Below are 24,249 nucleotides of genomic sequence, written 5' to 3'. Positions count from 1 at the left end.
TCACGCCGGGGGTCGCGGGTTCGAGTCCCGTCCGCTCCGCCACTTATTTAAAGAACCTCAGCTGAAAAGCTGAGGTTTTTGCAAATCTAGAGAATAGAAATTTTGTAGGGGTGTAGCTCCAATTGGCAGAGCAGCGGATTCCAAATCCGCGTGTTGGGAGTTCGAATCTCTCCACCCCTGCCATTATTAGAAGCCTCAGTCGAAAGACTGGGGCTTTTTTACATCTACAACATTGACAATTTCACTTTCTATCTCCCAATTGGCAGAGCAGCGGATTCTGCCAATACCGAAAATCAGCGCGTGTTGGGAGTTCGAATCTCTCCACCCCTGCCATTATTAGAAGCCTCAGTCGAAAGACTGGGGCTTTTTTACATCTGCAACATTGAGAATTTCACTTTCTATCTCCCAATTGGCAGAGCAGCGGATTCTGCCAATACCGAAAATCAGCGCGTACTGGGAGTTCTAATCTATCCACCCTTGCCATTACTAGAAGCCAAAATTGAAAGATTACGGCCTTTTTGTATCTATACTTCGGTCTACCGTAGAGAATTTTATTTCAACCATCGGTACCTATGGCAATTGTGGAAATAGTCTCTCCAGATTGGTTTCTTTTTTATCATTAGTATCAATGATACTATCCAACACTATTGCTTCTATGAACGCCATACTGTGATTAACTCCGCTTCCGATCTTATTAACTTTGCTAGTGTCTTAAACAATATTGTTTGCAGTGTTGTTGGCTGTCTGTTTTTGTACAAAATTCGAAGTGGGTTGAGTGGGTACCAGCGACGCTCAGCGTCTTATTTCTTTCTTTTTTTTATACTATTTGGATTAGCGTTTGCCACGATGGCAATTCGTACCTGGCTGCCTCTCGGTTATTCCGTTCTGCTCAATAATATCTGCTATATGAGCGTTGCTTATCTGCTCTTATTTGGTGTTCTGAGCTGGTATAAGAAGCCAATTACTAGCGGGCTATGGAAGCTGGCTTTTTTACATGTTTTTGCTTACACCGCGATTCAGAACCTGGCTTATCATTATTGGCCCAATTATCTCCAATTGAGAGTGCAATTTGGCTTTCTAAATTTTGTTTCGGTTTATCTAGCAACTTATCTGGTCTGTATTAAGCATAAGGAGACAAATGGTAGAGGAGAGCAGATGCTTGCTCTTTCAGCTATGGTTTGTATGATCGCTGCAAGTTTCCCAACCCTTGCATTAGCAATCAGCGACAGTGCTGATTATTACCGCGTAGCTGTCGTCATCACTCAGAACATTGTGTCTTTCTTTCTACTCGGCTCACTATTGTCCCTGTTCTTGTTCAACCAAATCGATTGGCATTATGAGCGTTCAATTCGTGATGAGCTGACTGGTTTATACAATAGACGCTATATCAACGAGCGGATCTCTAAATCCTTATCTAGTTCAGATACTCAAGGTTTCATTGCTGTTGTTGATATCGACCATTTCAAAAAGGTTAACGATGTTTATGGTCACGATGTTGGTGATAATACTCTTGTCGCTGTATGTAACATTCTCGCGTCATTTATTAAACCTAAAGATCTTATAGGCCGATATGGTGGCGAAGAGTTCGTCATTTTTCTTCCTCAAAGCGATTCTGAAAGCGTTCAGCGTCTGTTGGAAGAGATGCGTCAGTCTGTTGAAACAAAAGCATCCTCAATGCTTCCTAGCCCTGTTACGATCAGTGTCGGTTACAGTCACGTAGAGCCAAAGGACACTCTTCATAGTTTATTTAGTAAAGCTGACTCGGCACTCTATCTGGCCAAACGCAAAGGCAGAAATTGCATTGTGAAGAAATAGTGTTGTGTGTGCTATTAAGCAACCTACGCTGTTTACTTTGTGTTGAGAATACGTTTTATTAACTCTTTCTTTTATTTGTTATACCTGAGGCAAGAATGGATCTCACCCGTCGTCGTTTTCTCTCTATTAGCTCTGCTATCGGTTTATCCAGCATGTTACCAGCGTGTTCTTTGGTTAGGAGCGATCACGATCAATTTACTTACGACCTTACCGCTGAGCCTGCTTATGCTGAGGTTGTTCCTGGATATGAAACGTCTGTTTTAGGTTTTAACGGCTCAATACCTGCGCCAACGATCCGTTGTCGTCAGGGTGAGAAAGTGACAATCCGTTTTACTAACAAGTTAGATGAGCCGACAACAATCCATTGGCATGGGCTTCGCATCCCAATTGGTATGGATGGCGTTCCATTTCTTAGCCAAAAACCGATTATGCCCGGTGAAACCTTTGTCTATGAGTTTACTCCTCCAGATGCAGGTACTTTCTGGTATCACCCACATATGAATAGTGTTAAGCAGTTAGGTATGGGGTTGGTTGGTTTGATCGTCGTGGAAGAAGCTAATCCAGTATCTTTCGAAGAAGAACATGAACTGGCGCTAAAACACTGGCATCTTGATAAAAGTGGTCAGTGGAAAGATCTGATGATTCCCCGCTACAGTGCTCGGATGGGGACTCCGGGAGAGTGGGGTACAGTTAATGGTGTGCCTAATCCTAGTTATCAAATTCAGCAAAATGCCAGCGTTAGATTGCGAATAGCGAACGTCGACAACACGATTACTTATCCAATTTCTGTTGAAGGTGTCGAAGCGTGGATTATCGCCATTGACGGCAACCCCATAAAAACGCCATACAAGCTTACTCAGCATAAGATTGGACCTGGAATGAGGGTTGATGTGGCTTTTATCGCTCCTAAGGCTGGGGATACAGTTTACGTACGCCAGATGAAAGGAAAATTCCCGTTCCCAATGTGCGAATTTCAATCTCAGCAATCGACATTAAGTGAGGGTGCTTCTATACCTGCTCTGCCACTTAATCCAATTCCAAAAATAGATTTACAAAATGCACAGTCAATTGACTTTGTGTTCGAGTGGGAAGGTGCGGTCACGCCAGCAGACAATCATGGTCATGCAGTACCCAATTTTTGGCTGATGAATAAGCGTGCGTGGGAAGGAATGAGTGCTAATAACATTCCAGCCCCTCTTGCGAAGTTGGAGTTAGGTAAAACCTACATTTTTAACTTAAAAAATGTCACTCAGTATCATCATCCTATCCACCTGCATGGACATACATTTACGGTTTTGGAACTCGATGGTAAACCTGTTGATGAACCATTCCATACCGATACTGTGCTACTTGGAAAAAATGGTTCAGCGAAGGCTGCATTTGTTGCGGATAACCCTGGTCGATGGATGTATCACTGTCATGTGATTGAACATATGAAAACAGGCTTGATGGGATACGTAGAAGTTGCCTAAAGTGACTCCTGTAACGTTTTAAAAGTGTCGAGTTATCGTGGCTCATGTGTTTATTCTGAGATCTTTATTTTCATCATTTTCGGCTCTTTTTTGCTCAATAAGTCAGTACAATAAGCAAAATGATTTTGGGAGGGTTCATGGGGCAATTTTCTATTTTGGGTCTTATCGCGGTCGGCGGTGCGATCGGTGCGTGTTCTCGATATCTCGTATCAGAAATGTGTATCACTTTATTTGGTCGCTCTTTTCCATACGGTACGCTAACCGTTAACGTGGTCGGCTCTTTTATTATGGGGTTATTGATTGCGGCGGTTGAGAACGAATGGTTAGCACCATACCCGTGGCGTCAAATTATTGGTCTAGGATTCTTAGGTGCGTTGACAACCTTCTCGACGTTTTCTATGGACAACGTGTTAATGATGCAACAAGGTGCGTTTGTTAAGATGGGGTTCAACGTTCTTCTAAACGTATTACTTAGCATTTCAGCCGCATGGCTTGCATACCAGTGGTTAATAAAAGGTTGATCAAAAGCTCTATTTTTGTGCTTGGTTAACTAAATTTCTTTATCTATAATCGTTTCACTTGTCGGAGTGCCATAAGGCTGAGACCGTTTATTCGGGATCCGTTGAACCTGATCTGGTTAATACCAGCGAAGGGAACAAGAGAAGACCCTCTTTCTAGATTGGTCGGCTTTTAGCCCCATACCTAAGATCTGTCTACTCATCTCTTATTGACACATATTTCCGCCAAGCATTTATCCCTAAAACAATACAAGGAAAATGCTATGTCGAATCGCAAACAAGCGAGACTGGAAGCAAAACAGTTTATTGAAACTCTTTCTGTCCAACCTTACCCAAATTCAACCAAGACTTATGTTACTGGCTCTAGACCTGATCTAAGAGTACCGATGCGTGAAATTGCGCTAGCCGATAGCTTAGTTGGCGGCAGCAAAGATTCGCCGATTTTTAAGTCTAATGAGCCCATCTCTGTTTACGATACTTCTGGTGTTTATACCGATCCAGAACATCAGATTGACCTCTATAGTGGTCTGCCTAAGTTAAGATCCAATTGGGTTGAAGAGCGAAACGATACTGAGATTTTACACTCTATGAGTTCTGAATATGCTCAAGAACGCTTGGATGACCATACACTCGACGAGTTGCGTTATGGCAACTTACCTTCGATTCGTCGTGCTAAAGAGGGCAAACGAGTCACTCAGTTACACTATGCTCGTCAGGGAATCATTACTCCTGAAATGGAGTTTATTGCCCTGCGCGAGAATATGGGCAATCGTAGATATCAGGATGAACAACTTAACCAACAACACTCAGGTCAGAGCTTTGGTGCAAACTTGCCAAAAGATATAACGTCAGAGTTTGTACGCAAAGAAGTGGCTGAAGGTAGAGCGGTTATTCCATGCAATATTAACCACCCTGAAGCAGAGCCTATGATTATTGGTCGTAACTTTCTTGTTAAAGTGAACGCCAATATCGGTAACTCATCAGTAAGTTCTTCTATTGAGGAAGAAGTAGAAAAGCTCGTTTGGGCAACTCGTTGGGGTGCTGATACGGTGATGGATCTGTCTACCGGTAGAAACATTCACGAAACACGCGAGTGGATACTGCGTAATAGTCCGGTGCCGATCGGCACTGTTCCTATGTATCAGGCGTTAGAGAAAGTAAATGGTATTGCCGAGAACCTCACATGGGAAGTGATGCGAGATACCTTACTTGAACAAGCCGAGCAGGGCGTTGATTACTTCACTATCCACGCTGGCTTATTGCTTCGCTACGTACCTATGACAGCCAAGCGAGTTACGGGCATAGTGTCTCGTGGTGGTTCTATCATCGCGAAATGGTGCTTAGCTCATCATCAGGAAAATTTCCTTTATACCCATTTCCGTGAAATCTGTGAGATCTGTGCGAAGTATGACGTCTCGCTATCTTTAGGTGATGGTTTGCGTCCGGGGTCGGTTGCTGATGCGAATGATGAAGCCCAGTTTGCTGAGCTGAGAACCCTTGGTGAGCTGTGCAAAATAGCATGGGATTACGATGTTCAGGTGTTCATTGAAGGTCCAGGGCATGTGCCAATGCACATGATTAAAGAGAACATGGATGAACAGCTGAAGCACTGCCATGAAGCGCCTTTCTATACGCTAGGACCATTGACTACTGACATTGCACCCGGCTATGACCATATTACTTCAGGTATCGGTGCTGCAATGATTGGTTGGTACGGCTGCGCTATGCTCTGCTATGTGACTCCTAAAGAGCACCTCGGTTTACCCAATAAGGAAGATGTGAAAACCGGACTTATCACTTATAAGCTGGCTGCGCACGCTGCTGACTTAGCAAAAGGGCATCCGGGTGCACAAATTCGCGACAATGCTCTATCAAAAGCTCGCTTCGAATTCCGTTGGGAAGACCAATTTAATCTCTCTCTCGACCCAGTAACTGCGCGTGCGTTCCACGACGAGACTCTTCCTCAAGAGTCTGGAAAAGTCGCTCATTTCTGCTCTATGTGTGGTCCTAAGTTCTGTTCGATGAAGATCTCGCAAGAAGTGAGGGAGTATGCCAATAACAAAGAACAAGTCGCGGCGGATCAGGCGATAGAAATCAAAATGCTTGATGACTCCTTATTTTTTGATGAGAGAGCTGAGGGGATGCGCCAGAAGTCTGCTGAGTTTCTGCAGTCTGGTTCGGAGTTATATCATCCTGCGGTGAAACAGAACGCTGTAGTGACTGAGGAGTAACTTGTGAAAATACTTATCCCATCTCATTGCCTTGAGTTCACGGGAGAAGTTCAACAAGTATTATTGCTCGCTCAAATGCAGGGCTTTGATATCAGCGATATTGAGTTGGGCGTAAGCCCGACTCAATTTATTGAACTTGTTGATAGGCAAACTTCTCGTATCTTTAGCAATCTCTTCAAGATAGATAACGATGAACCCCAAGAATCGTTTTTGGAACTCTCATATGGTGTAGAGGCCAATGTTAGTACTTCTTCTAGTTCAGTTTCTGTTTGTGTTATTCAGTCAGGTCGATTGGTTGATTGCTGGTTGCACTTAGGTGTAGGCACGCATCTGGTTCACCAGAACATAACTTCTAAGAGTTCTTATTCAGATGGTGAGTCTTGGCATCATTTCGCTTGGGTTGTTAGCTGTCTGGCTCTAGATTTCCCATTAGAAGATGCACTTGTTTTAAGTCGTGCAGCTATGAATGTTTCACGTGAAACATGGCCAACACAATTTGAAAACTTCCCAACAATAGAGCCGCAATCTGTTCCGGTACAGAGCACACAATTCGCGAGATTGAACAAACAGTCACTTGGACTCTATCCTGTGGTTGATAGCGTTGAGTGGGTTGAGCGTCTACTCAATCTTGGTATTACAACGCTTCAACTTCGTATAAAAGACCGAACTCAACATGACTTGGAGACGCATATAGCTAAGGCTATCGAGCTAGGCAAGCAGTTCAAAGCGCAACTCTTTATCAACGACTATTGGCAGTTAGCGTTAAAGCATAAAGCATTCGGTGTGCATCTAGGTCAAGAAGATGTATTAGAAGCAGACTTGAATGAGATAGCGGACAGTGGAATGGCGTTAGGCCTTTCTACCCACGGTTATTTTGAATTGCTTCGTATCCATCAACTGTCTCCAAGTTATATAGCTCTTGGTCATATATTCCCAACAACCACTAAACAGATGCCATCTAAACCTCAAGGTTTGGTGAGGCTAGGTCTGTATCAAAAGCTACTCGATAGTATGCCCTATGGTGATGTTATAGGGGTACCAAGTGTTGCTATAGGCGGTATTGATTTAAGCAACATAGAACAAGTGGTTGAGCAGGGCGTCGATAGCATCGCAGTAGTAAGAGCTATAACACAAGCTACCGATGTCGCGAAGGCTGTGTCGCAACTTACAAACAAACTTAGTCTGCCTAGTTTGAATAAACAGGAGGCTAGTGATGTTATCGGATAATGCATTTGTCAGATATCAGAGACAAATATGCTTACCAGAAGTAGGCGAAGTGGGTCAAAAAAGGCTTTGCGATTCTTCTGTGTTAATCATTGGCTGTGGTGGGTTAGGTAATGCTGCAAGCTTGTATTTAGCCGGTGCTGGTATCGGAAAACTAGTGATTTGCGATGATGATGAAGTTGATGTCTCCAACCTTTCTAGGCAGATAGCTTTTCGCACAGACCATGTATCTATCCCAAAAGTCGATGCTTTGGCAAAGCAGTTAAGAGCGCTAAATCCAGATTGTCACGTTCGAACAGTTGCTAGACGAATAGATAGTTCAGTTTTACCACTAGAAGTTGAAATGGCTGATTTAGTATTAGATTGCTCAGACAACTTAGAGACGCGCCATCTAATCAATAGAGTCTGTTATGAATCTAAAGTACCGATCATTTCAGGTGCTTCAATTGGTTGGGATGGGCAAGTCATCGCGTTTGATTTTTCTGAAAATAAAACGTCAGGTTGTTATGCCTGTTTAGTGCCTATCGATAGCCACAATTCATTGAATAAGTGTACCGAGCTTGGTGTTATTGGACCGGTTGTTGGAACTATCGGTAACTTACAAGCTTTGCTTTCTATTCAGTATTTGATTGGTTTGAAAGAGTTGAAGACACATCGTTTGTACAAATTTGATGGCAAATCGATGATATGGCAAACATGGAACTTAGTGCGAGATCCCGATTGTAGTGTGTGTGCTGATCTGTCTAACGACGGAGGGAGTGCATACCAGAACAGTGAGGTGGAATCATGTTTATAACTATCAGTGTTAACGGTGTAAGTCAGCAAATTAAGTTGCAAAGCACACTAGCTAGTTTGCAACAAGAATTGAATTTGCCAACCGTAGGATGCGTATTTGCCATTAACGACCAAATTGTTCCTAAAGGATTATGGCAAACCCAACAGCTCAGTGAAGGTGATCAAATCTCGCTGTTCCAAGCGATAGCAGGAGGCTAATTGATGTCTAACTCATATTCAAACCAGCAAAATTTACTTCAAATAGCGGACAAGACATTTCGTTCAAGATTGCTTACTGGTACAGGTAAATTCGCCAATCGCCATGCCATGGCTGCGTCGATACAAGCGTGTGAGTCTGAGCTAGTTACTATGGCTCTGAAGAGAGTTAACTTGGCAAATAGAGACGACGACATTTTAACTCCGTTAATCGAAGCGGGTGTCAATTTGCTGCCTAATACGTCGGGCGCTAAGACTGCCAGAGATGCGATATTTGCTGCTCATTTGGCGAGAGAAGCACTAGGAACGCGATGGTTAAAATTAGAAATTCACCCAGATCCAAAATATTTAATGCCCGATCCTATTGAAACATTAAAAGCCGCTGAGCAATTGGTAAAAGATGGTTTTATCGTTCTGCCTTATTGTCATGCCGACCCTGTGCTTTGTAAACGATTGGAAGAGGTGGGCTGCGCTGCGGTAATGCCACTCGGCGCACCAATAGGGACTAACAAGGGTATCGTTTCACGAGATTTTCTCGAAATTATTATCGAACAAGCCAAAGTACCCGTCATTGTCGATGCAGGTATAGGAGCTCCTTCTGATGCTGCCTTAGCAATGGAACTAGGCGCTGATGCAGTATTGGTTAATACCGCTATTGCGACAGCTGGCGATCCTGTCTCTATGGCCAAAGCATTTAAGCTCGCAGTTGAAGCTGGAAGAATGGCTTATGAAAGTGGTTTAGCTAGTCAGGTAAACCATGCGGTGGCTTCAAGTCCGTTTACGGATTTTCTCGGAGGTACCGAATGAGTTTTATAGAAAGGTTTAAGGAACTGGAATGGGATGACATTAAGCTTTCAATCTATTCTAAAACGGCTAAGGATGTCGAACTGGCTTTAAGTAAATCCAAACGTAATTTGGAAGATTTTAAAGCGCTAATATCTCCGGCGGCTGAACTTTACTTGGAGAAACTTGCCCAACTATCTTATCTAAAAACGCGCCAACGGTTTGGCAACACAATGTCATTTTATGTGCCTCTATATCTGTCAAATTTATGCTCTAACGAATGTACCTATTGCGGATTTTCTATGGGTAATCGGATTAAGCGAAAAACTTTAACCGAAAGTGAAATAGAGCAGGAAGTAGAAGCCATTAAGCAGATGGGTTTTGATAGTGTGTTATTGGTTACGGGCGAGCATGAAACCAAAGTGGGAATGGAATACTTCAGACGAACTGTGCCGTTGATTAAACGTTCTTTTAACTACTTAGCGATGGAAGTGCAGCCTCTAGACCAACACCAGTATTCGGAGCTCAAAACCTTAGGCTTAGATGCGGTGATGGTTTACCAAGAAACATATCATCCGTCTACTTATGCTTCGCACCATCTACGTGGCAAAAAAAGCGATTTCTATTATCGCTTAGATACACCGGAGCGATTGGCAAAAGCCGGAATTGATAAGATTGGGTTGGGGGCGCTAATCGGTCTGGAAGATTGGCGTACAGACTGTTTCTATGTTGCAGCACATATCGACTATCTTGAGAGAGCTTACTGGCAGAGTCGATATTCAATATCGTTTCCGCGCTTGAGACCATGCGCCGGATCGCTTCAGCCGAAATCAGTCATGACAGACAAACAACTGGTGCAATTGATATGTGCTTACCGATTGTGGAATGGGGAAGTTGAGTTATCTCTTTCAACTCGAGAATCTGCTGAGTTTAGAGACAATGTTTCGGTTCTAGGGATCACAAGCATCTCTGCTGCATCGAAAACGCAACCCGGCGGCTATGCAAATTCCAATGTTGAGTTGGAGCAGTTTGCTATCAGCGACGAGCGTTCTGCAAATGATGTTGCAGCAGCAATGAAGAGCCGTGGATTAGAAGCAGTCTGGCAGGATTGGCACTTCGCATATTCAGGAAGCTATTGAGTGAGACAGATGTTTCACGTGAAACACTCTTCTTGATTAAATGTCTTTTGCTACGGAAATCTATTTAGCCCAAAAAAGCAAAAATCCCTTAGTGGTAACACTAAGGGATTTTTATTAGAGCGTTGGATTAAGCATGCGCGATAGGCAGGGTTGCTTGCTGTAACCAAGCTTTTACTTCGCCTTCAACTAACGGGCTTACTTCGCTCCAAACTTTTTGATGGTAGTCGTTTAACCAAGTCAGTTCTGGTTTAGTCAGCATGTTGACATTGATTGCGCGAACATCAATAGGGCATCGAGTCAGAGACTCAAAACCATGAACATGGAAATCACCTTGAGTTTGCACTTCTACTACCAATTCTAAGTTTTCGATACGAATACCAAAACCGTCGGCACGGTAATAACCAGGTTCGTTAGATAACACCATACCTGGTAATAAAGGTACGTTATTAAATACCTTACTGATACGTTGTGGACCTTCGTGAACACTTAAGAAATGACCCACGCCATGACCAGTACCGTGGTCATAATCGTAGCCATTTGCCCATAAATGTTGGCGAGCTAAAACATCAAGTTGGTGACCACAAGTACCTTTCGGGAAACGAGCTTTAGCTAAAGCAATGTGACCTTTTAGAACTAAGGTGAACTGTTGCTTCATTTCGTCACTCACTGTACCGATAGCAATGGTACGAGTGATGTCGGTTGTACCATCGATATATTGACCACCCGAGTCAACAAGGTAGAGCGTGTTCATTTCAAGCTTACCCGGCTCTGGTTGGTTCATGTGGTTGTAGTGGCACATAGCGGCATTGGTCGTTGCTGCCGAAATGGTATCAAAGCTTAAATCTGCGAGCGTTGGGTCAAGCTCACGGAAGGTTTGAAGTTTATCAGCGAGTTCTGCTTCATTATGAAGTTTGCCTCCGCTTACTTCGCTATCAAGCCAAGATAGGAACTTCGCCATTGCTGCGCCATCACGAACATGACATGACTTCATGCCGCCAATTTCAGTCGCATTTTTAGCGGCTTTTGGCAATAAACAAGGATCGGCTTGTTGGATAAGTTCGGCATTGACATTTTGCAGTGTTAGCGTAAACCAAGCATTGCTGGTGGCTGGGTCAACGATGACTTTCTTGCCAGAAAGTTTTTCTAACTCAGATTGCAGTGTATCAGGGTGATGGACACGAACGCCTGCGCCGACATGTTCCTCAAAGCCTTCAGCTAATCGAGCTGGATCTAGGAAGAAATCGACAGTGGCATCAGCGTGGATAATCGCGTGAGATAGCAATACTGGAAGACGTGACACATCTAAGCCACGAATGTTTAACAGCCAGCAGATAGAATCAAGCTCAGTAAGTACAGCACAATCGGCTTTTTTACCAATTAGGATGTCCGCAATACGTTGACGTTTAGTTGCGCTGTTAACACCAACAAGTTCGTCACTCATCAAGCGCATATCAGAGACAACAGCAGCAGGGCGATCATGCCAAAGCTGATCAATAGCATTGCCTTCAGTTGCGACTAACTGAAGTTCACCTGCTAGCTTTGTTTGAGTGGCTGTTAACCAACTGGCACGGTGCATTCTTGGGTCGTAGCCTACTTTGCTACCAGTAGGTAAATTGCTTTGTAACCAATCTAAATACGGTTCTTCAATCAGATGACGGTATTCGAACAGTTCTTGTGGAACTTGCTTGCGAACCTGAACGGTATAACGACCATCGACAAAAATTGCAGCTGCGTTTTGCGTGATTACGGCTGCGCCCGCAGACCCAGTAAATCCGGTTAGCCAATGCAATCTTTCATTGTGTTCTGGAACGTATTCGCCAAGGTACTCATCTTCATGAGGGATGATGAGTGCGTCTAAACCGTTGCGTGTTAACCAGTTTCTGAGCTTAGTAACGCGCTCGGAGATGGATTGGTACATCTTGTTATTCTCCTAATAATTGTCCTTTTATTCAGCCACTGTCGATATATCCTCATGTTGATATACCCGCTATGCCTATCTATGTAATGCAGGACGTGAACCGATAAGCTACTCGTTTTGTTGTGAGTGTGCAAATCTGCTGTGCTTAATATTATCAATAGTGTTATTGGGCACTTGCCTAACGTAAATGTAAGGTTTTCGTCTGTATGATTTGCCTTAACCAAGTCAGCGCTGGATCGTTCTCTCGGTCTCTATGCCAGAACAAAGTATAAGCCATCGGTGGAAACTCAAGCGGCAAAGGCAGCACGACCAAATCTAGATGTTTGGCAACCAGATGGGTGAAGTGACTAGGGGCGGTAAAGACAAAATCGGTATAGCTACACAAACTGGCTGCGCTATTAAAATCAGGGACGGTGATAGCTATATCTCTTTCATAGCCCAAGTCTGCCAAACGGTAATCCAATAACCAGCGGTCACTGCCATCGCAACGCACTTGTACATGTCGCAGTGCCAAGTATTGCTCGAGGTTCCATTGCTGTTTTAGTACAGGGTGATCTCTTCGTACCACGCACATTTGGGAATCTCGGTAAATCTCTTGTTCACAAATATCCCTAGGTGGAAGCATAGTTAACTTAGCATCATTAATGTCGATATCTTTACCCGTAATGCCGATATCTAGCTCTCCCATTTGGAGTTTCTTAAACGTTTGATCCGTCCAAGAGTGGGTGCTGATATTTAGATTCGGGCCTTGCATAAATATCGCTGGCAGGAAGTGGGGAAGAATTAATGGGTAAACACTTTCAACAGCTGCGATATGGAATCGGTATTCACTCGACTGAGGTGAAAATTGTTCAGGCTGAGTAATCAGCTCTAATTGATCCACTAGCGTTTCGAGCTTAGGTTTTAAGAACAACATTTTAGGTGTTGGCTTTAAGCCATGAGAAGTGCGAATGAAGAGGGGATCATCAAATTGTTCGCGCAACTTTGCTAGCGATTTACTGACGGCTGATTGGCTTAGATGGAGTCGGCTTGATGCACGTGTAACACTCAGTTCTTCACTCAAAACTTGTAAGCAAACAAGCAAGTTCAGGTCTATTCGAGCCAATTTATCAATTTTCATATGATTTTCCACTGAGGAATATTAGTGATGATTATAAGCCATTTGTTCGAATAACAGCATTCTTCTATTATGCGTGCTCTTTATTATCTATCTTGGAACCTATTTAAAGCATGTCTACATCTGCAAACTCTTCAACTGTGCAAAGTAAACAGCAAATGATTTTACTGACGCTATTAGTGCTGTTTAGCCCGCTGGCAATCGATATTTATCTGCCTGCGTTGCCACAGATTTCGCAAGCGTTTCACGTGGAACATGCATTAGCGCAAGATACGATTACTTGGTTCTTATTTGCTATGGGTGTTGGTCAGCTGTTTGCTGGTCCTTTAGCAGATAAACTCGGACGTCGAACTGTTGCATTGGCAGGTGTTAGCATTTATATCGTGAGCGCTTTATTGGCGTGGGGTGCTCAGAGTATTGAGTGGATGCTAATGTCTCGTCTGCTACAAGGATTGGGTGCGTGTGCAACGTCTGTAGCAGCCTTTGCGACGGTTCGCGATATCTTTGGTCCAGAACGCAGTGGCAAGATGATTAGCTACCTTAATGGTGCAATCTGCTTTATTCCTGCGTTGGCTCCAATCTTGGGTAGCTGGTTAACTCAGCAATTTGGTTGGCGTTCTAACTTTAGCTTTATGGCTGGCTTCGGTGTGTTTGTTGGATTCTGGCTTCTGATCCGTATGAAGGAGACCAACCCGACTACAGAGAAGCAAGCGGTATTTAAGCTATCGCGATACTGGTCTGTATTAAAAGTGCCTTCATTTTTGTTCCATGCTTCTCTATGTATGTTGGCAATGGCAGTCATTCTTGCTTACGTTACTTCGGCTCCTGTAGTGTTGATGGAAAATCTAGGCTTAACCATGAATGAATTTACCTTCTGGTTTGGTATCAACGCGGTTGTAAATATAGCTGCGTGTCTATCTGCTCCAAAGCTGATGGATAAATGGGGTACGCATAAAATTCTGATCTCTGGCATCGTGATGTTACTTGTAGCTGGTGGTTTGATGGTTGGAATGAAATCTCAAGGCACGGCTTTGGCATTTATGTTACCGATTTTCCTCTCATCGGTAGGCTTCGCTTGGATTCTGGGTTCTGCTGCTGGTAAAGCATTAGCACCATTTGGAGACAAAGCGGGTACAGCCGCTGCGCTACTAGGTCTGTTCCAAATGAGTGGTGCAGGGCTTGTTGTGGGTACGTTGCAGCGTTTTGAGCTGGAACCTCAAATGATGATTGCTCTTCAAATGTGGATCATCGCTCCTGCTCTTATTATTTTGCTTTCTAAAGCAGGTAAAGAGTGGCACAGATTAGCATTCCAATAGCCGATATTGACTGGAATACAGAATAGCGTGTCATTAATTTGAACAAGGGTTCAATTACGAAGTAAGGTTTTGTAAATACTCAGACGCGCTATTTTCTATTCGAGGTAACAGGTGTATATTATTTCGCTCATCGTCATCAGAAATAGTGTCTTGGAATCGAAATACAGTGTCCCTAACTACCTATGAAATGGCTCGTATTCTCGAGCAGTTAGAAGAATCACCTGAAAAAGTGATGTTTGGTAAGTTACTTAATGAGTTAGGTAATCAAAGCAGTGAGCGAGTACGTAGTGCCGCTAAACAAGTCCCACTACCAGTTCTGCGCGATTTAGTTTATCAATTTCAACAAGTGATTGATTCGCGCAAAGGTGAGCAAGTCGATCTACTGGCTAAACAATTAGCTCAGCAAGGTATCTCAGCCGAAGAGCTGTTGAACTACCTGAACAAATAAGTGATCCTGAAAAAAGAACCCAAGTCTGACGCTTGGGTTTTTTGTCTTTTCTGCTTTTGTAAGCTTTGAGTATTTCGCTACTCAATCTTCATTAAGGAATCACATTACGGTTTATTGGATTCTGCAATGAGATAAGCGTCTCTGTCGATTGCACTTCATCGATCGCTTGCAGCTTATCAATCAGTACAAACTGTAGTTCTTCAATTGAACGGCACATCAACTTTACGAAAATGCTGTACGCGCCTGTGGTGTAATAAGCTTCAACAACCTCATCAAGAGCATTCAGCTTTTCAAGTGCTGAGTGGTAATCACGCGCGGCTTTTAAGTTGATACCGATAAAGCAGCAAACGTCGTAGCCAAGCTTTTTGGTATTCACAACCACTTCTGTACCTTGAATAATATCGGCAGCTTTCATTTTCTCGATGCGCACGTGTATGGTTGCTGGGCTGACATTGAATTGTTTTGCCATCTCAGCGTAGGGCGTACGTGCATCGTCCATTAAGATTTTTAGAATAGCGCGATCAAGCTCGTCGAGCTTTGTAGAAGCAACTTGCATACAGGTTCCTAGTTCAATCGTTCAACGAAGATTCTTCCGCATCTTATCACACTGAAACCTTAGGTTTCTGATGAAAATCCGCTACACTTGCAGCGATTTTTGAAACTCATTATGGAATGACACTTTGCAGCTACAACTGATTTGTGAAGCCCCTGAACGCGCTTCTGAGCTTAATGAAATTGCCACACGCTGGAAGCTTACACACAGTGATGAAAGCGTATTTGCGTTGGTATTGACCCATGAGCGATTGGAACTGCGTAAGGTAGATGAGCCTAAGCTGGGTGCAATCTTCGTTGATTGGGTGACTGGTGCGGTCGCGCATCGACGCAAGTTTGGTGGTGGTAAAGGTCAATCCATTGCCAAAGCGGCAGGGCTAAATAAAGGTGTAACACCGACAGTGCTTGATGGTACTGCGGGTTTAGGCAGAGATGCCTTTGTGTTGGCATCTTTAGGTTGCAAAGTACAAATGGTAGAGCGACATCCTGTGGTTGCGTCACTGTTGGATGACGGATTAAATCGAGCCAAACAAGATGCCGAGATTGGCGCTTGGGTTTCACAGCGAGTGACCTTACTACATGCATCGAGTCACGATGCTTTAGATAATTTAGCCAATGACGCCAGCTTCGTTTGTCCTGATGTGGTGTATTTGGATCCTATGTATCCACACCCAGAGAACAAAAAGAAGAGTGCTTTGGTGAAGAAAGAAATGCGTGTATTCCAGTCACTTGTTGGTGCGGATAATGACGCTGATGCGCTACTAGCGCCTGCGCTAAAATTGGCAACGAAGCGTGTTGTAGTAAAGCGCCCAGATTACGCAAATTGGTTGGCAGAGCAAAAACCCAGTATGGCGATTGAAACCAAAAACAACCGCTTTGATGTTTATGTCATCGCAGCAATGAAAGAGTAATAAACCTAGCTTGCCTTTTTATTAGCAGAGGGTTATATATAACCAAGAATCATTATCATTTTTGTTTGGTTGTATTTATGGCTCAGCGTCTGTGTAAATTAAGTCGTCACGACATCACTGCCTCATTGTCAGATATTCATCGAATTGTTGCTGCGCCTAAGTACTTGTGTCGCTCATGCGCTCGTTCTTCTTCGGACAAAAATAGATTGTGTAAGCCTCAGGCTTTCAGCGTAAAAGCATCCACAGCTAAAGGCTCTGCTAGCAAGGAAAGAGTCAGTAAAGAAAGTGTGAAGGTAGAGAAGAGCAATAAAGCGGCATTAAAAGTTGCTAAGAAAACACTCAAAGCGCAGAAAAAGTATCACAAGAAATTGGAAAAAGTGCTTAAGAAACAACGTAAGCTCGCCAAGAAACAGCAAGCGTTACAGTTGAAGTTTTCTAAGTTAAATCCAGCGCCAAACGGTGAGTATTCACTTACTTCTCAGTACCATTAACGGACACTAATTAGCACCAAATACAAAAACGCCCATCGGTTTATACCTGATGGGCGTTTCGCTATTAGATTCTTTTCTCGCTGAGACTACGCGCGTTCAGCTACTTTATGGCTTTGGGCTACTCTTTATGCCTCTGAGCAATAGCTCTGGGCTACTTTACGCTTAACCCAAGTTTCATTGATCCATAAAGACAACAAGATAATGATGCCGCCAATCGACAGACGAGCGATATCCACATCGCGGTTCCAAATAACGATGTTGACGATTAAACCTGCTGGTACCAAAGCGTTGTTCATAATCGCTAACGCTCCTGCGTTAACCATACATGCGCCTTTGTTCCATACGAAATAACCCACACCTGATGCAATCACACCTAGGTAAATCAGAATACGCCATTGTAGAGATGTGGTTGGAAGTTTAGCTGGGTTACCGAGCAGCGCGAAAGCGACGGTTGCTACAACCAATGCGCCTAAATAGAAATAACCAAACACAGTGCGTTGAGGGAGCTCTACGCTTTGGTTTTCCATCACGTATTTATAAGCCACCTGACCAATAGCAAAACAAAGGTTAGCGCCTTGTACCACTAAGAAACCGATAACGAAGTTTTCGTTGATACCAGCAAACTTAATGAATACTGCGCCAGCCACCGCAATCGCCGCCGTTACTAGATACCACGGAGAGAAACGAGCTTTAAGCAAATCGTAAATCAAAGTGACGTAAATAGGCGTGAAAACGGTAAACAGTAGCACTTCAGGAACAGAGAGCAGTAAAAACGATTGATAGTAGAAGCAGTACATCAACCCAAGCTGGATACCACCAATAGCCATAAGCTGGATAATCAGTTTTTTTGGTACTTGCTTGAATTTTAAGAATGGAAGGAAAACAACGCTTGCCAGTGCGACACGCATGAACACTGAGAACCAAGAATCAACCTGACCAGCAAGATAAACGCCGATCAGGCTGAATGAAAATGCCCAAAGAAGGGTAACTGCAGATAAATAAAACATAATCCCTGATAATTTTATAAGTGGATGTTGAAAATTATCCGCAGTCTATCTGATTTATTATTGTTCGTCAGTCATTAAGTGGTACTACCAACATGTCGACAGGTGAGCAATTAATGAGCTGTCTTGTTGAGGAGAGCAGCTTGCTCCAAAAGTCTTGGTGGTGACCACAAACCACAAGGTCAATATTGAACTCTTTAATGGTGTCACAAAGCTCGTTACTCAAGTCACCGCTGCCAACCAATGTGTGGTTGATAGGGTAATTAGCATGATCCGCTAGCTCTTTAAGCTGAGCTTGTGAGGCTTCCATTGCATGATGCTGAGTTTCCGCCAAATTAATATCAATCAGTCCGGTATACAGTTCGGCGTAGTTAACATCGATATGGATAAACGAGACCGCAGCATCTAGAGGTGTTGCAAGTGCAACGGCTTTTTCGACCAACAATTTGCTGTCTTCAGATAGGTCAACAGCAACTAAGATATGTTTATAACCCATGATGCTTTCTCCATTTAATTGTCCTGATTTCAGGTTAATTAAACTCTAGCACCTAGAGAGAAACATTTTTGCCATGATGATCTCATATCCATGCTGAATGATGTGCCACCTCTAACTAACAAATAGTAATGATCGTGTTATAGTGACTTCAGTTTGTACAATTTTAGTTTGCACAATAATTTAGGAGCGTCCTATGCTTTCACAAGCGATGGTTGATCAATTGAATGATCAAATTAATCTCGAATTTTTCTCATCCAATCTATACTTACAAATGAGTGCTTGGTGTGAAGATAAAGGATTCGAAGGAGCAGCTGAGTTTTTAAGAGTTCACGCAGCTGAAGAAATGCAACACATGCAGAGACTATTTACTTATGTCAGTGAGACGGGTTCTCTGCCAATTTTAGGTGCGATTGAAGCTCCTCGACACGATTTTGCAAGCTTGGGTGACGTGTTTCGTGAGACCTATGAACATGAGCAAATGATTACACAAAGAATCAATAAATTAGCTCATGCGGCATTCACATCACAAGACTACTCAACATTTAACTTCCTTCAGTGGTACGTTGCGGAGCAACATGAAGAAGAGAAGTTGTTTAAAGGGATTTTAGACAAGCTAGAACTGGTTGGTGAAGATGGTAAAGCGTTGTTCTTTATCGATAAAGATCTAGCTGCATTGGCACAAAAAGGCTCATCTTCTGTAATGGATGCCCCTGCTGCTTAATTGCAGTGAAAAGACTGTAAACACGATCGTCTTTTTCTCCGGGTAGCCCTCTTACTTTGGATGTAGGGAGGAAAAGATGATCAGTGGAGATACCATTCTATTAGCGCTAATGATTGTTACTGGTATTAACGTAGCAAGATATCTGACCGCGCTGCGAGCTCTGATTTATATCATGCGAGAAGCTCACCCGTTGCTTTATCAGCAAGTCGATGGACGGGGGTTTTTCACCACACATGGCAACATGTCCAAGCAGGTTCGCCTATATCACTACTTGAAAAGTAAAGAGTACCTTCATCATCACGATGAAGTGTTTACTGGCAAGTGTGATCGTGTACGTGAGCTTTTCATTCTCTCTTCGTCCCTAGTGGTGTTTACCTCTGTGGTTGCGTTTATGCTCTAGATGAAGTGCTTCTATGCTTTGTATGATCAACTTTACGTTATTTATGAAGAACGTTATTTATGAACAATAGAAGCCTTGGATAAACGCATTGGTAAGAGTGAACGTTTACCGTTAAAATGCCGCTTCAAGTGAGTGAGGACGTACCGCTGTACGTCCTTTTTTATTGCCGTGTTCTTCTGACCAAGTTCTTGTGGTATCGGTTTGAAGAGGCAAAGTTCTAAATATTGGCATTGGTGAGTAATGAGTGAAAAAGTAGATGTTGTCATCATAGGCGCAGGAGCCGCGGGATTAATGTGCGCTGCTGAAGCTGGAAAACGCGGACGCCGCGTAATGGTGATTGACCATGCGAAAAAACCAGGTCGTAAGATCCTGATTTCGGGCGGTGGTCGTTGCAACTTCACCAACTACGATGTCTCGGCTCACAACTACCTATGTCGCAATCCGCACTTTGTGAAGTCGGCGCTTTCGCAATACACCAACTGGGATTTCATCTCGATGGTGGGTAAATACGGCATCGAGTTTGAAGAGCGTTCTCACGGTCAGCTTTTCTGTTTAGATTCCGCAAAAGACATTGTGAATATGCTGCTTAAAGAGTGCGAATTGCCGAATATTACTCAGCGTTATCAAGTAGAAACTCTGGATATTAAGCAAACCGAGCAGGGCTTTCATCTACACACCACACAAGGTGATATAGAGTGTGAATCTCTAGTGGTGGCGACGGGCGGTCTCTCAATGCCTAAACTCGGCGCTACACCATTTGGCTATAAGATTGCAGAACAATTTGGCCTGCCTGTGATTTCAACGACCGCTGGCTTAGTGCCTTTCACGCTGCATGTTGAAGATAAAGACGCGTTAGCGGAGCTTTCTGGTATCGCTGTTCCCGCTGAAATTCAGGCTGAATGTGGCAAAAGCTTTAAAGAAGCACTGCTGTTTACGCACCGTGGATTGTCTGGCCCATCTGTTTTACAAATTTCCTCGTACTGGAAACCAGGGCAAGCGGTCACAATTAACTTGGTACCTGAAGTGAATGTGGATGAGTTATTAACTCGCTCGCGTGAGAAACATCCAAACCAGACGCTCAAGAACACCTTAGCTCGTGTATTGCCTAAACGTTTGGTAGAGGTATTTATTGAGCGCAAACTGCTGGTGGACAAGCCTCTCAAGCAATTCAATCCTAAAGAGCTTGAAACGATCAAAGAGACGTTGGAGCAGTGGCGAGTTGCGCCAAATGGCACCGAAGGGTATCGAACAGCGGAAGTGACTCTTGGTGGCGTGGATACCGATGTGCTGTCGTCAAAAACCATGGAATGCAAAGACATTAAGGGTTTGTATTTTGTCGGCGAAGTGATGGATGTAACTGGCTGGTTGGGTGGCTATAACTTCCAATGGGCTTGGTCGTCAGGTTTTGTCGCTGGCCAGAACGCTTAATCTATTAACGCATTGTTTTAATTTATATTTATTTCGATGAGTATTAATTTCAGAGGCTTTCACTTAGAGCCTCTGAATTACACTGTTAACGTCAATTTTTTATTCCGACCACTCAACTCTAAATATACGTTTTTAAACTTCTTTAGCGCCTTTAGGCAAAACGGTAGGGTAGTATTTTCGTAGGTATCGCTGCTCTGCAATCATATCTTTGAATGATAAACCTTCACGCAGGTGGCAGATAACTTCATTGCCGACAATTCTCAGAACTTTTCCTTCGATTGCAATATTGTTATCCATTGAGTTGAGCAGCACTTCGCCTTTAATCACATCACCAATCTGGAACAGCGTTGTATCGCGGGTAATCACTCGCATACCTTGTTCCGAAATTTCACTGATTTTAAGTTCTTTGCCTTGAACTCGTAGCGTCGGCATGACCGTTCTCGTCTTATAACTTAGACGAAAAAATTGTCTTTGCTCGGTGTGATTAGTCATTGTCGTTATTGGCTTTTAGCCACTCTATTTTATTGGATTAAATTGAGCCGCAAGTTATTCGCGTACTCTCTAAGTTAAAGTTTATCTACTTTTGCTGATTTTTCGAAGCAAGCTCGATCTCAATCAGGGATTATTTAATCTGTTTCGGAACATTCCGAATGATTATTTCACTCAATTACCACAAGTGAAAATTATTTATGTAATAAATAACAACAAACAAGAGGCCGAAAAGATAGATTTCACGCGGTATTTTCTTTTGTACATTGAAAATGTAGTAGTCTTTACTTTAATTAACGTTGGTTAACTCAAAACTATAACTATATGAATTTACGCAAACTCTTTTTTATCTGTTTAGTCATCGTGTTCTCTGGTTGTGCTACCTATGCGGGGCTTAACTACGATGAACTGTTTGGTGCACCTCAAGTACGAGAGCGTCAGGTGGCTTTAGACTCGCCTCAAGCAAAGTATTTTATGCAAGAGGTGAAACCCATCATTGATAACCGTTGTGTGGTTTGTCATGCCTGTTATGACGCACCATGTCAGTTAAAACTCTCATCAGTCGAAGGGATTGATCGTGGTGGCAGCAAAACTCAAGTTTACGAAGGAACTCGCCTAAGTGCAGCAACACCGACACGTCTGTTTGAAGATGCTCAAACGACGCAAGAGTGGCGAGACTTTGGCTTTCATCCTGTGCTCAATGAACGAGACCAAACCACTCGCGCCAATCTAGAAGCGGGGCTAGTTGCAAGGTTATTGCAACAAAAAGAGTTGCACCCTCAGCAGCAGCAAGATCAGTTAGAAGGGTTTGATTTTTCTATTTATCGCGAGCAGCAGTGCCCAACGTTGGAAGAGCATGAAGCTTATCAGCAGGAGTATCCGGACTGGGGGATGCCTTTTGGTATGCCTAACCTGAACAAAAGCGAATACAACAAGTTGATGGCGTGGTTGGAAAACGGTGCGCAGATGAATGAGCACATTCCGTTAACGAAATCACAGCAAACCTTAGTCAATAATTATGAGACTTTGCTTAATGCGGACGGTATCAAGAACCAGCTCGCAGCTCGCTATATTTACGAGCACTTGTTCCTTTCTCATCTCTATTTTTCTGATTTAGAAGAGAAAACACCGCGTTTCTTTACTTTGGTTCGCTCCTCTACACCTCCGGGTGAGACCGTTAAACGAATTGCGACTCGTCGCCCGTATGACGATCCACAAGTCGAACGTGTTTATTATCGGATTATCCCAGAGCAAGGAACCATCGTTGATAAAACCCATATGCCTTATGCTTTGAATAAGAAGCGTATCCACGATTGGAAAGCGTGGTTTATCGACGCGGATTACAAAATTAGCCAGTTGCCAAGCTATGAACCGTCGGTGGCGGCAAACCCCATGACAGCGTTCATTGACCTGCCAGTGAATGCTCGCTATCGCTTCTTATTGGATAACGCACAGAACACCATAATGGGCTTTATCAAAGGTCCGGTTTGCCGTGGTCAGCTTGCGCTTAACGTTATCAATGATGACTTCTGGGTATTCTTCTTAGACCCTGATAAAGCGGATATCCCAGAGGTAAACGAGTTTTATCGCTCTCAAGCGGATAACCTAAAACTGCCTGCTGAGCGTGAGGACACCATCAACCCAATTGCTACTTGGATTAGCTACGCCAAGCAGCAAGCACGTTATTTGGAAGAGAAATCGGCATTTACCCGTAAGCAGTTTAAAGATGGTCGCTACGTCACTACGGATTTAATTTGGTCTGGTGACGGTACCAATCCGAATGCAGCATTAACCGTATTTAGGCATTTTGATAGTGCGTCAGTGGCGCAAGGTCTGGTGGGCAATAAGCCAAAAACCGCTTGGGTATTTGATTATTCATTGTTGGAACGAGTTCACTATCTGCTGGTGGCGGGCTTTGATGTTTATGGCAATTTTGGTCATCAGTTAGTGACTCGTATGTTTATGGATTTCTTGCGTTTAGAGGGAGAAAGTAACTTCGTGACGCTACTGCCACAGAACATGCGACATCAGGAGTTGTCGAGCTGGTATCAAGACCAAACGGCGTATTTCACCGAGTTTTTGCTACGTAACGTGAAGCCGTTTGATGAGCCAAGCAACGTGGAATACACCACCGATGATCCGAAATCAGAGCTGTTTGATAAGCTGCGAGAGCGAGTTCAGCCTGTGTTAAGCCCGAGATATGACATTGTGGATACTGGGTTTACCGATAATCATGAGCGTGAGCTGAATAGCGTCAATGAGATCACAGGCGAGGGTATCTTACCGATTCCTCAATTGATGATGCTGATGATTGAATCCAAAGCGGGAGAGTCTCAGTTGTTTACGCTGATCCATAACAATGCTCATAGCAACATTTCCAGCTTGTTTGATGAAGAGAATAACCGTGTTCCTGAAAACGACAGCTTAACTTTAGTGAGAGGTGTACTAGGAAGCTATCCAGCGGCATACCTATCACTAAAAGAAACCGAAATTCCTGAGCTGGTGGAACGTTTAAGAACCCTTGATGGTGAAGAAAGCTATGTTCAGTTGTTGGATCGGTTTGCTGTGCGTCGTAGCTCGCCGGACTTTTGGTCTTTCAGCGACAAGGTTCATCAGTGGTATAAGAAAGATCAGCCAGTTGAAGCGGGACTATTGGATTACAACCGGTTTGAAAACCGATAAGTTCGGTGGCTATTTTTACATCGTTTAGCAAAAAGCCAGTCTTACAACTGGCTTTTTTTCTTGATGACAAAGCTTCTTAATGTAAGAGCTTCTTAACAGCGAAG

At 43.5% G+C, this 24,249-nt stretch carries 23 protein-coding genes, 1 tRNA gene and 1 riboswitch; of the genes, 18 read left to right on the top strand and 6 right to left on the bottom strand.

What is annotated here, in order from left to right; translation table 11 throughout:
- Positions 1-106 precede the first annotated feature (106 nt).
- The 10 genes from ACOSVQ_RS12435 to thiH all read left to right on the top strand — a co-directional run bounded on the left by ACOSVQ_RS12435 (position 107) and on the right by thiH (position 10,172).
- Positions 107-183, top strand: a tRNA-Trp gene (locus ACOSVQ_RS12435).
- 972 nt (positions 184-1,155) lie between these two features.
- On the top strand, positions 1,156-1,815 hold the full coding sequence (locus ACOSVQ_RS12430; protein WP_491982864.1) for a GGDEF domain-containing protein: 660 nt from the start codon (positions 1,156-1,158) through the stop codon (positions 1,813-1,815).
- A 95-nt stretch (positions 1,816-1,910) separates the two neighbouring features.
- Complete coding sequence (locus ACOSVQ_RS12425; RefSeq protein ID WP_491982863.1) at positions 1,911-3,287, top strand: multicopper oxidase family protein; 1,377 nt, start codon at positions 1,911-1,913, stop codon at positions 3,285-3,287.
- A gap of 137 nt (positions 3,288-3,424) precedes the next feature.
- The gene (crcB, locus tag ACOSVQ_RS12420; protein WP_165312657.1) at positions 3,425-3,808 is read left to right on the top strand and encodes a fluoride efflux transporter CrcB; all 384 of its coding nucleotides are present in this window, start codon (positions 3,425-3,427) and stop codon (positions 3,806-3,808) included.
- Positions 3,809-3,860: 52 nt separating this feature from the next.
- A riboswitch (TPP riboswitch) is annotated at positions 3,861-3,959 on the top strand.
- Between the two features lie 109 nt (positions 3,960-4,068).
- Positions 4,069-6,036 carry a phosphomethylpyrimidine synthase ThiC gene (gene thiC / locus ACOSVQ_RS12415; protein ID WP_491982862.1) on the top strand — a complete coding sequence of 656 codons (1,968 nt, stop codon included), beginning with the start codon at positions 4,069-4,071 and terminating at the stop codon, positions 6,034-6,036.
- Between the two features lie 3 nt (positions 6,037-6,039).
- On the top strand, positions 6,040-7,263 hold the full coding sequence (locus tag ACOSVQ_RS12410; RefSeq protein ID WP_491982861.1) for a thiamine phosphate synthase: 1,224 nt from the start codon (positions 6,040-6,042) through the stop codon (positions 7,261-7,263).
- A complete protein-coding gene (locus tag ACOSVQ_RS12405; RefSeq protein ID WP_491982860.1) occupies positions 7,250-8,056 on the top strand; it encodes a HesA/MoeB/ThiF family protein in 807 nt (268 codons plus the stop codon). Before ACOSVQ_RS12410 ends, ACOSVQ_RS12405 begins: the two co-directional genes overlap by 14 nt.
- On the top strand, positions 8,047-8,253 hold the full coding sequence (gene thiS, locus ACOSVQ_RS12400) for a sulfur carrier protein ThiS (protein ID WP_491982859.1): 207 nt from the start codon (positions 8,047-8,049) through the stop codon (positions 8,251-8,253). Before ACOSVQ_RS12405 ends, thiS begins: the two co-directional genes overlap by 10 nt.
- A gap of 3 nt (positions 8,254-8,256) precedes the next feature.
- Positions 8,257-9,057 carry a thiazole synthase gene (locus ACOSVQ_RS12395; RefSeq protein WP_491982858.1) on the top strand — a complete coding sequence of 267 codons (801 nt, stop codon included), beginning with the start codon at positions 8,257-8,259 and terminating at the stop codon, positions 9,055-9,057.
- Positions 9,054-10,172: a 2-iminoacetate synthase ThiH gene (gene thiH, locus ACOSVQ_RS12390; protein ID WP_491982857.1), complete on the top strand. Its 1,119-nt coding sequence runs from the start codon at positions 9,054-9,056 to the stop codon at positions 10,170-10,172. The genes ACOSVQ_RS12395 and thiH overlap by 4 nt, the downstream gene beginning before the upstream one ends.
- A gap of 127 nt (positions 10,173-10,299) precedes the next feature.
- On the opposite strand, the gene ACOSVQ_RS12385 is transcribed toward thiH, so the two are convergent.
- Both ACOSVQ_RS12385 and ACOSVQ_RS12380 read right to left on the bottom strand, forming a co-directional pair.
- Positions 10,300-12,090: an aminopeptidase P family protein gene (locus tag ACOSVQ_RS12385; protein ID WP_491982856.1), complete on the bottom strand. Its 1,791-nt coding sequence runs from the start codon at positions 12,088-12,090 to the stop codon at positions 10,300-10,302.
- A 178-nt stretch (positions 12,091-12,268) separates the two neighbouring features.
- On the bottom strand, positions 12,269-13,210 hold the full coding sequence (locus tag ACOSVQ_RS12380) for a LysR substrate-binding domain-containing protein (protein WP_491982855.1): 942 nt from the start codon (positions 13,208-13,210) through the stop codon (positions 12,269-12,271).
- 110 nt (positions 13,211-13,320) lie between these two features.
- On the opposite strand from ACOSVQ_RS12380, the gene ACOSVQ_RS12375 reads away from it, so the two are divergent.
- Together ACOSVQ_RS12375 and tsrA are read left to right on the top strand one after the other, a co-directional pair.
- On the top strand, positions 13,321-14,523 hold the full coding sequence (locus ACOSVQ_RS12375; protein WP_491982854.1) for a multidrug effflux MFS transporter: 1,203 nt from the start codon (positions 13,321-13,323) through the stop codon (positions 14,521-14,523).
- Positions 14,524-14,689: 166 nt separating this feature from the next.
- Positions 14,690-14,971 carry an H-NS-like global regulator TsrA gene (gene tsrA, locus ACOSVQ_RS12370; protein WP_491982853.1) on the top strand — a complete coding sequence of 94 codons (282 nt, stop codon included), beginning with the start codon at positions 14,690-14,692 and terminating at the stop codon, positions 14,969-14,971.
- Between the two features lie 91 nt (positions 14,972-15,062).
- Here the strand turns inward: tsrA and asnC are convergent, their stop codons facing one another.
- Positions 15,063-15,527, bottom strand: a complete 465-nt coding sequence (gene asnC / locus ACOSVQ_RS12365) for a transcriptional regulator AsnC (RefSeq protein WP_042490084.1) — start codon at positions 15,525-15,527, stop codon at positions 15,063-15,065.
- 124 nt (positions 15,528-15,651) lie between these two features.
- Here asnC and ACOSVQ_RS12360 point away from each other — a divergent pair, with 124 nt between their 5' ends.
- Both ACOSVQ_RS12360 and ACOSVQ_RS12355 read left to right on the top strand, forming a co-directional pair.
- On the top strand, positions 15,652-16,434 hold the full coding sequence (locus ACOSVQ_RS12360) for a class I SAM-dependent methyltransferase (protein WP_491982852.1): 783 nt from the start codon (positions 15,652-15,654) through the stop codon (positions 16,432-16,434).
- 77 nt (positions 16,435-16,511) lie between these two features.
- Complete coding sequence (locus ACOSVQ_RS12355) at positions 16,512-16,925, top strand: hypothetical protein (RefSeq protein WP_491982851.1); 414 nt, start codon at positions 16,512-16,514, stop codon at positions 16,923-16,925.
- A gap of 125 nt (positions 16,926-17,050) precedes the next feature.
- Here ACOSVQ_RS12355 and ACOSVQ_RS12350 read toward each other — a convergent pair whose 3' ends face one another.
- Positions 17,051-17,932 (bottom strand): carboxylate/amino acid/amine transporter, encoded by an 882-nt coding sequence (locus ACOSVQ_RS12350; protein ID WP_491982850.1) that lies wholly within the window; start codon positions 17,930-17,932, stop codon positions 17,051-17,053.
- A gap of 67 nt (positions 17,933-17,999) precedes the next feature.
- Positions 18,000-18,425 (bottom strand): universal stress protein UspA, encoded by a 426-nt coding sequence (gene uspA / locus ACOSVQ_RS12345; RefSeq protein ID WP_491982849.1) that lies wholly within the window; start codon positions 18,423-18,425, stop codon positions 18,000-18,002.
- 193 nt (positions 18,426-18,618) lie between these two features.
- Between uspA and ftnA the strand changes: the two genes are divergently transcribed.
- The 3 genes from ftnA (at position 18,619) to ACOSVQ_RS12330 (ending at position 20,974) form a co-directional block, all read left to right on the top strand.
- Complete coding sequence (gene ftnA / locus ACOSVQ_RS12340; RefSeq protein WP_416922887.1) at positions 18,619-19,146, top strand: non-heme ferritin; 528 nt, start codon at positions 18,619-18,621, stop codon at positions 19,144-19,146.
- A gap of 76 nt (positions 19,147-19,222) precedes the next feature.
- The gene (gene uspB / locus ACOSVQ_RS12335) at positions 19,223-19,546 is read left to right on the top strand and encodes a universal stress protein UspB (protein ID WP_102941474.1); all 324 of its coding nucleotides are present in this window, start codon (positions 19,223-19,225) and stop codon (positions 19,544-19,546) included.
- Between the two features lie 240 nt (positions 19,547-19,786).
- Positions 19,787-20,974: a BaiN/RdsA family NAD(P)/FAD-dependent oxidoreductase gene (locus ACOSVQ_RS12330; protein ID WP_491982848.1), complete on the top strand. Its 1,188-nt coding sequence runs from the start codon at positions 19,787-19,789 to the stop codon at positions 20,972-20,974.
- 132 nt (positions 20,975-21,106) lie between these two features.
- Here ACOSVQ_RS12330 and ACOSVQ_RS12325 read toward each other — a convergent pair whose 3' ends face one another.
- A complete protein-coding gene (locus ACOSVQ_RS12325) occupies positions 21,107-21,466 on the bottom strand; it encodes a PilZ domain-containing protein (protein WP_491982847.1) in 360 nt (119 codons plus the stop codon).
- 321 nt (positions 21,467-21,787) lie between these two features.
- On the opposite strand from ACOSVQ_RS12325, the gene ACOSVQ_RS12320 reads away from it, so the two are divergent.
- The gene (locus ACOSVQ_RS12320) at positions 21,788-24,145 is read left to right on the top strand and encodes a fatty acid cis/trans isomerase (RefSeq protein ID WP_491982846.1); all 2,358 of its coding nucleotides are present in this window, start codon (positions 21,788-21,790) and stop codon (positions 24,143-24,145) included.
- Positions 24,146-24,249 lie beyond the last annotated feature (104 nt).

This window comes from Vibrio sp. HM8-C (genome assembly GCF_058630515.1).
This window is presented reverse-complemented; position numbering and strand designations above follow the sequence as displayed.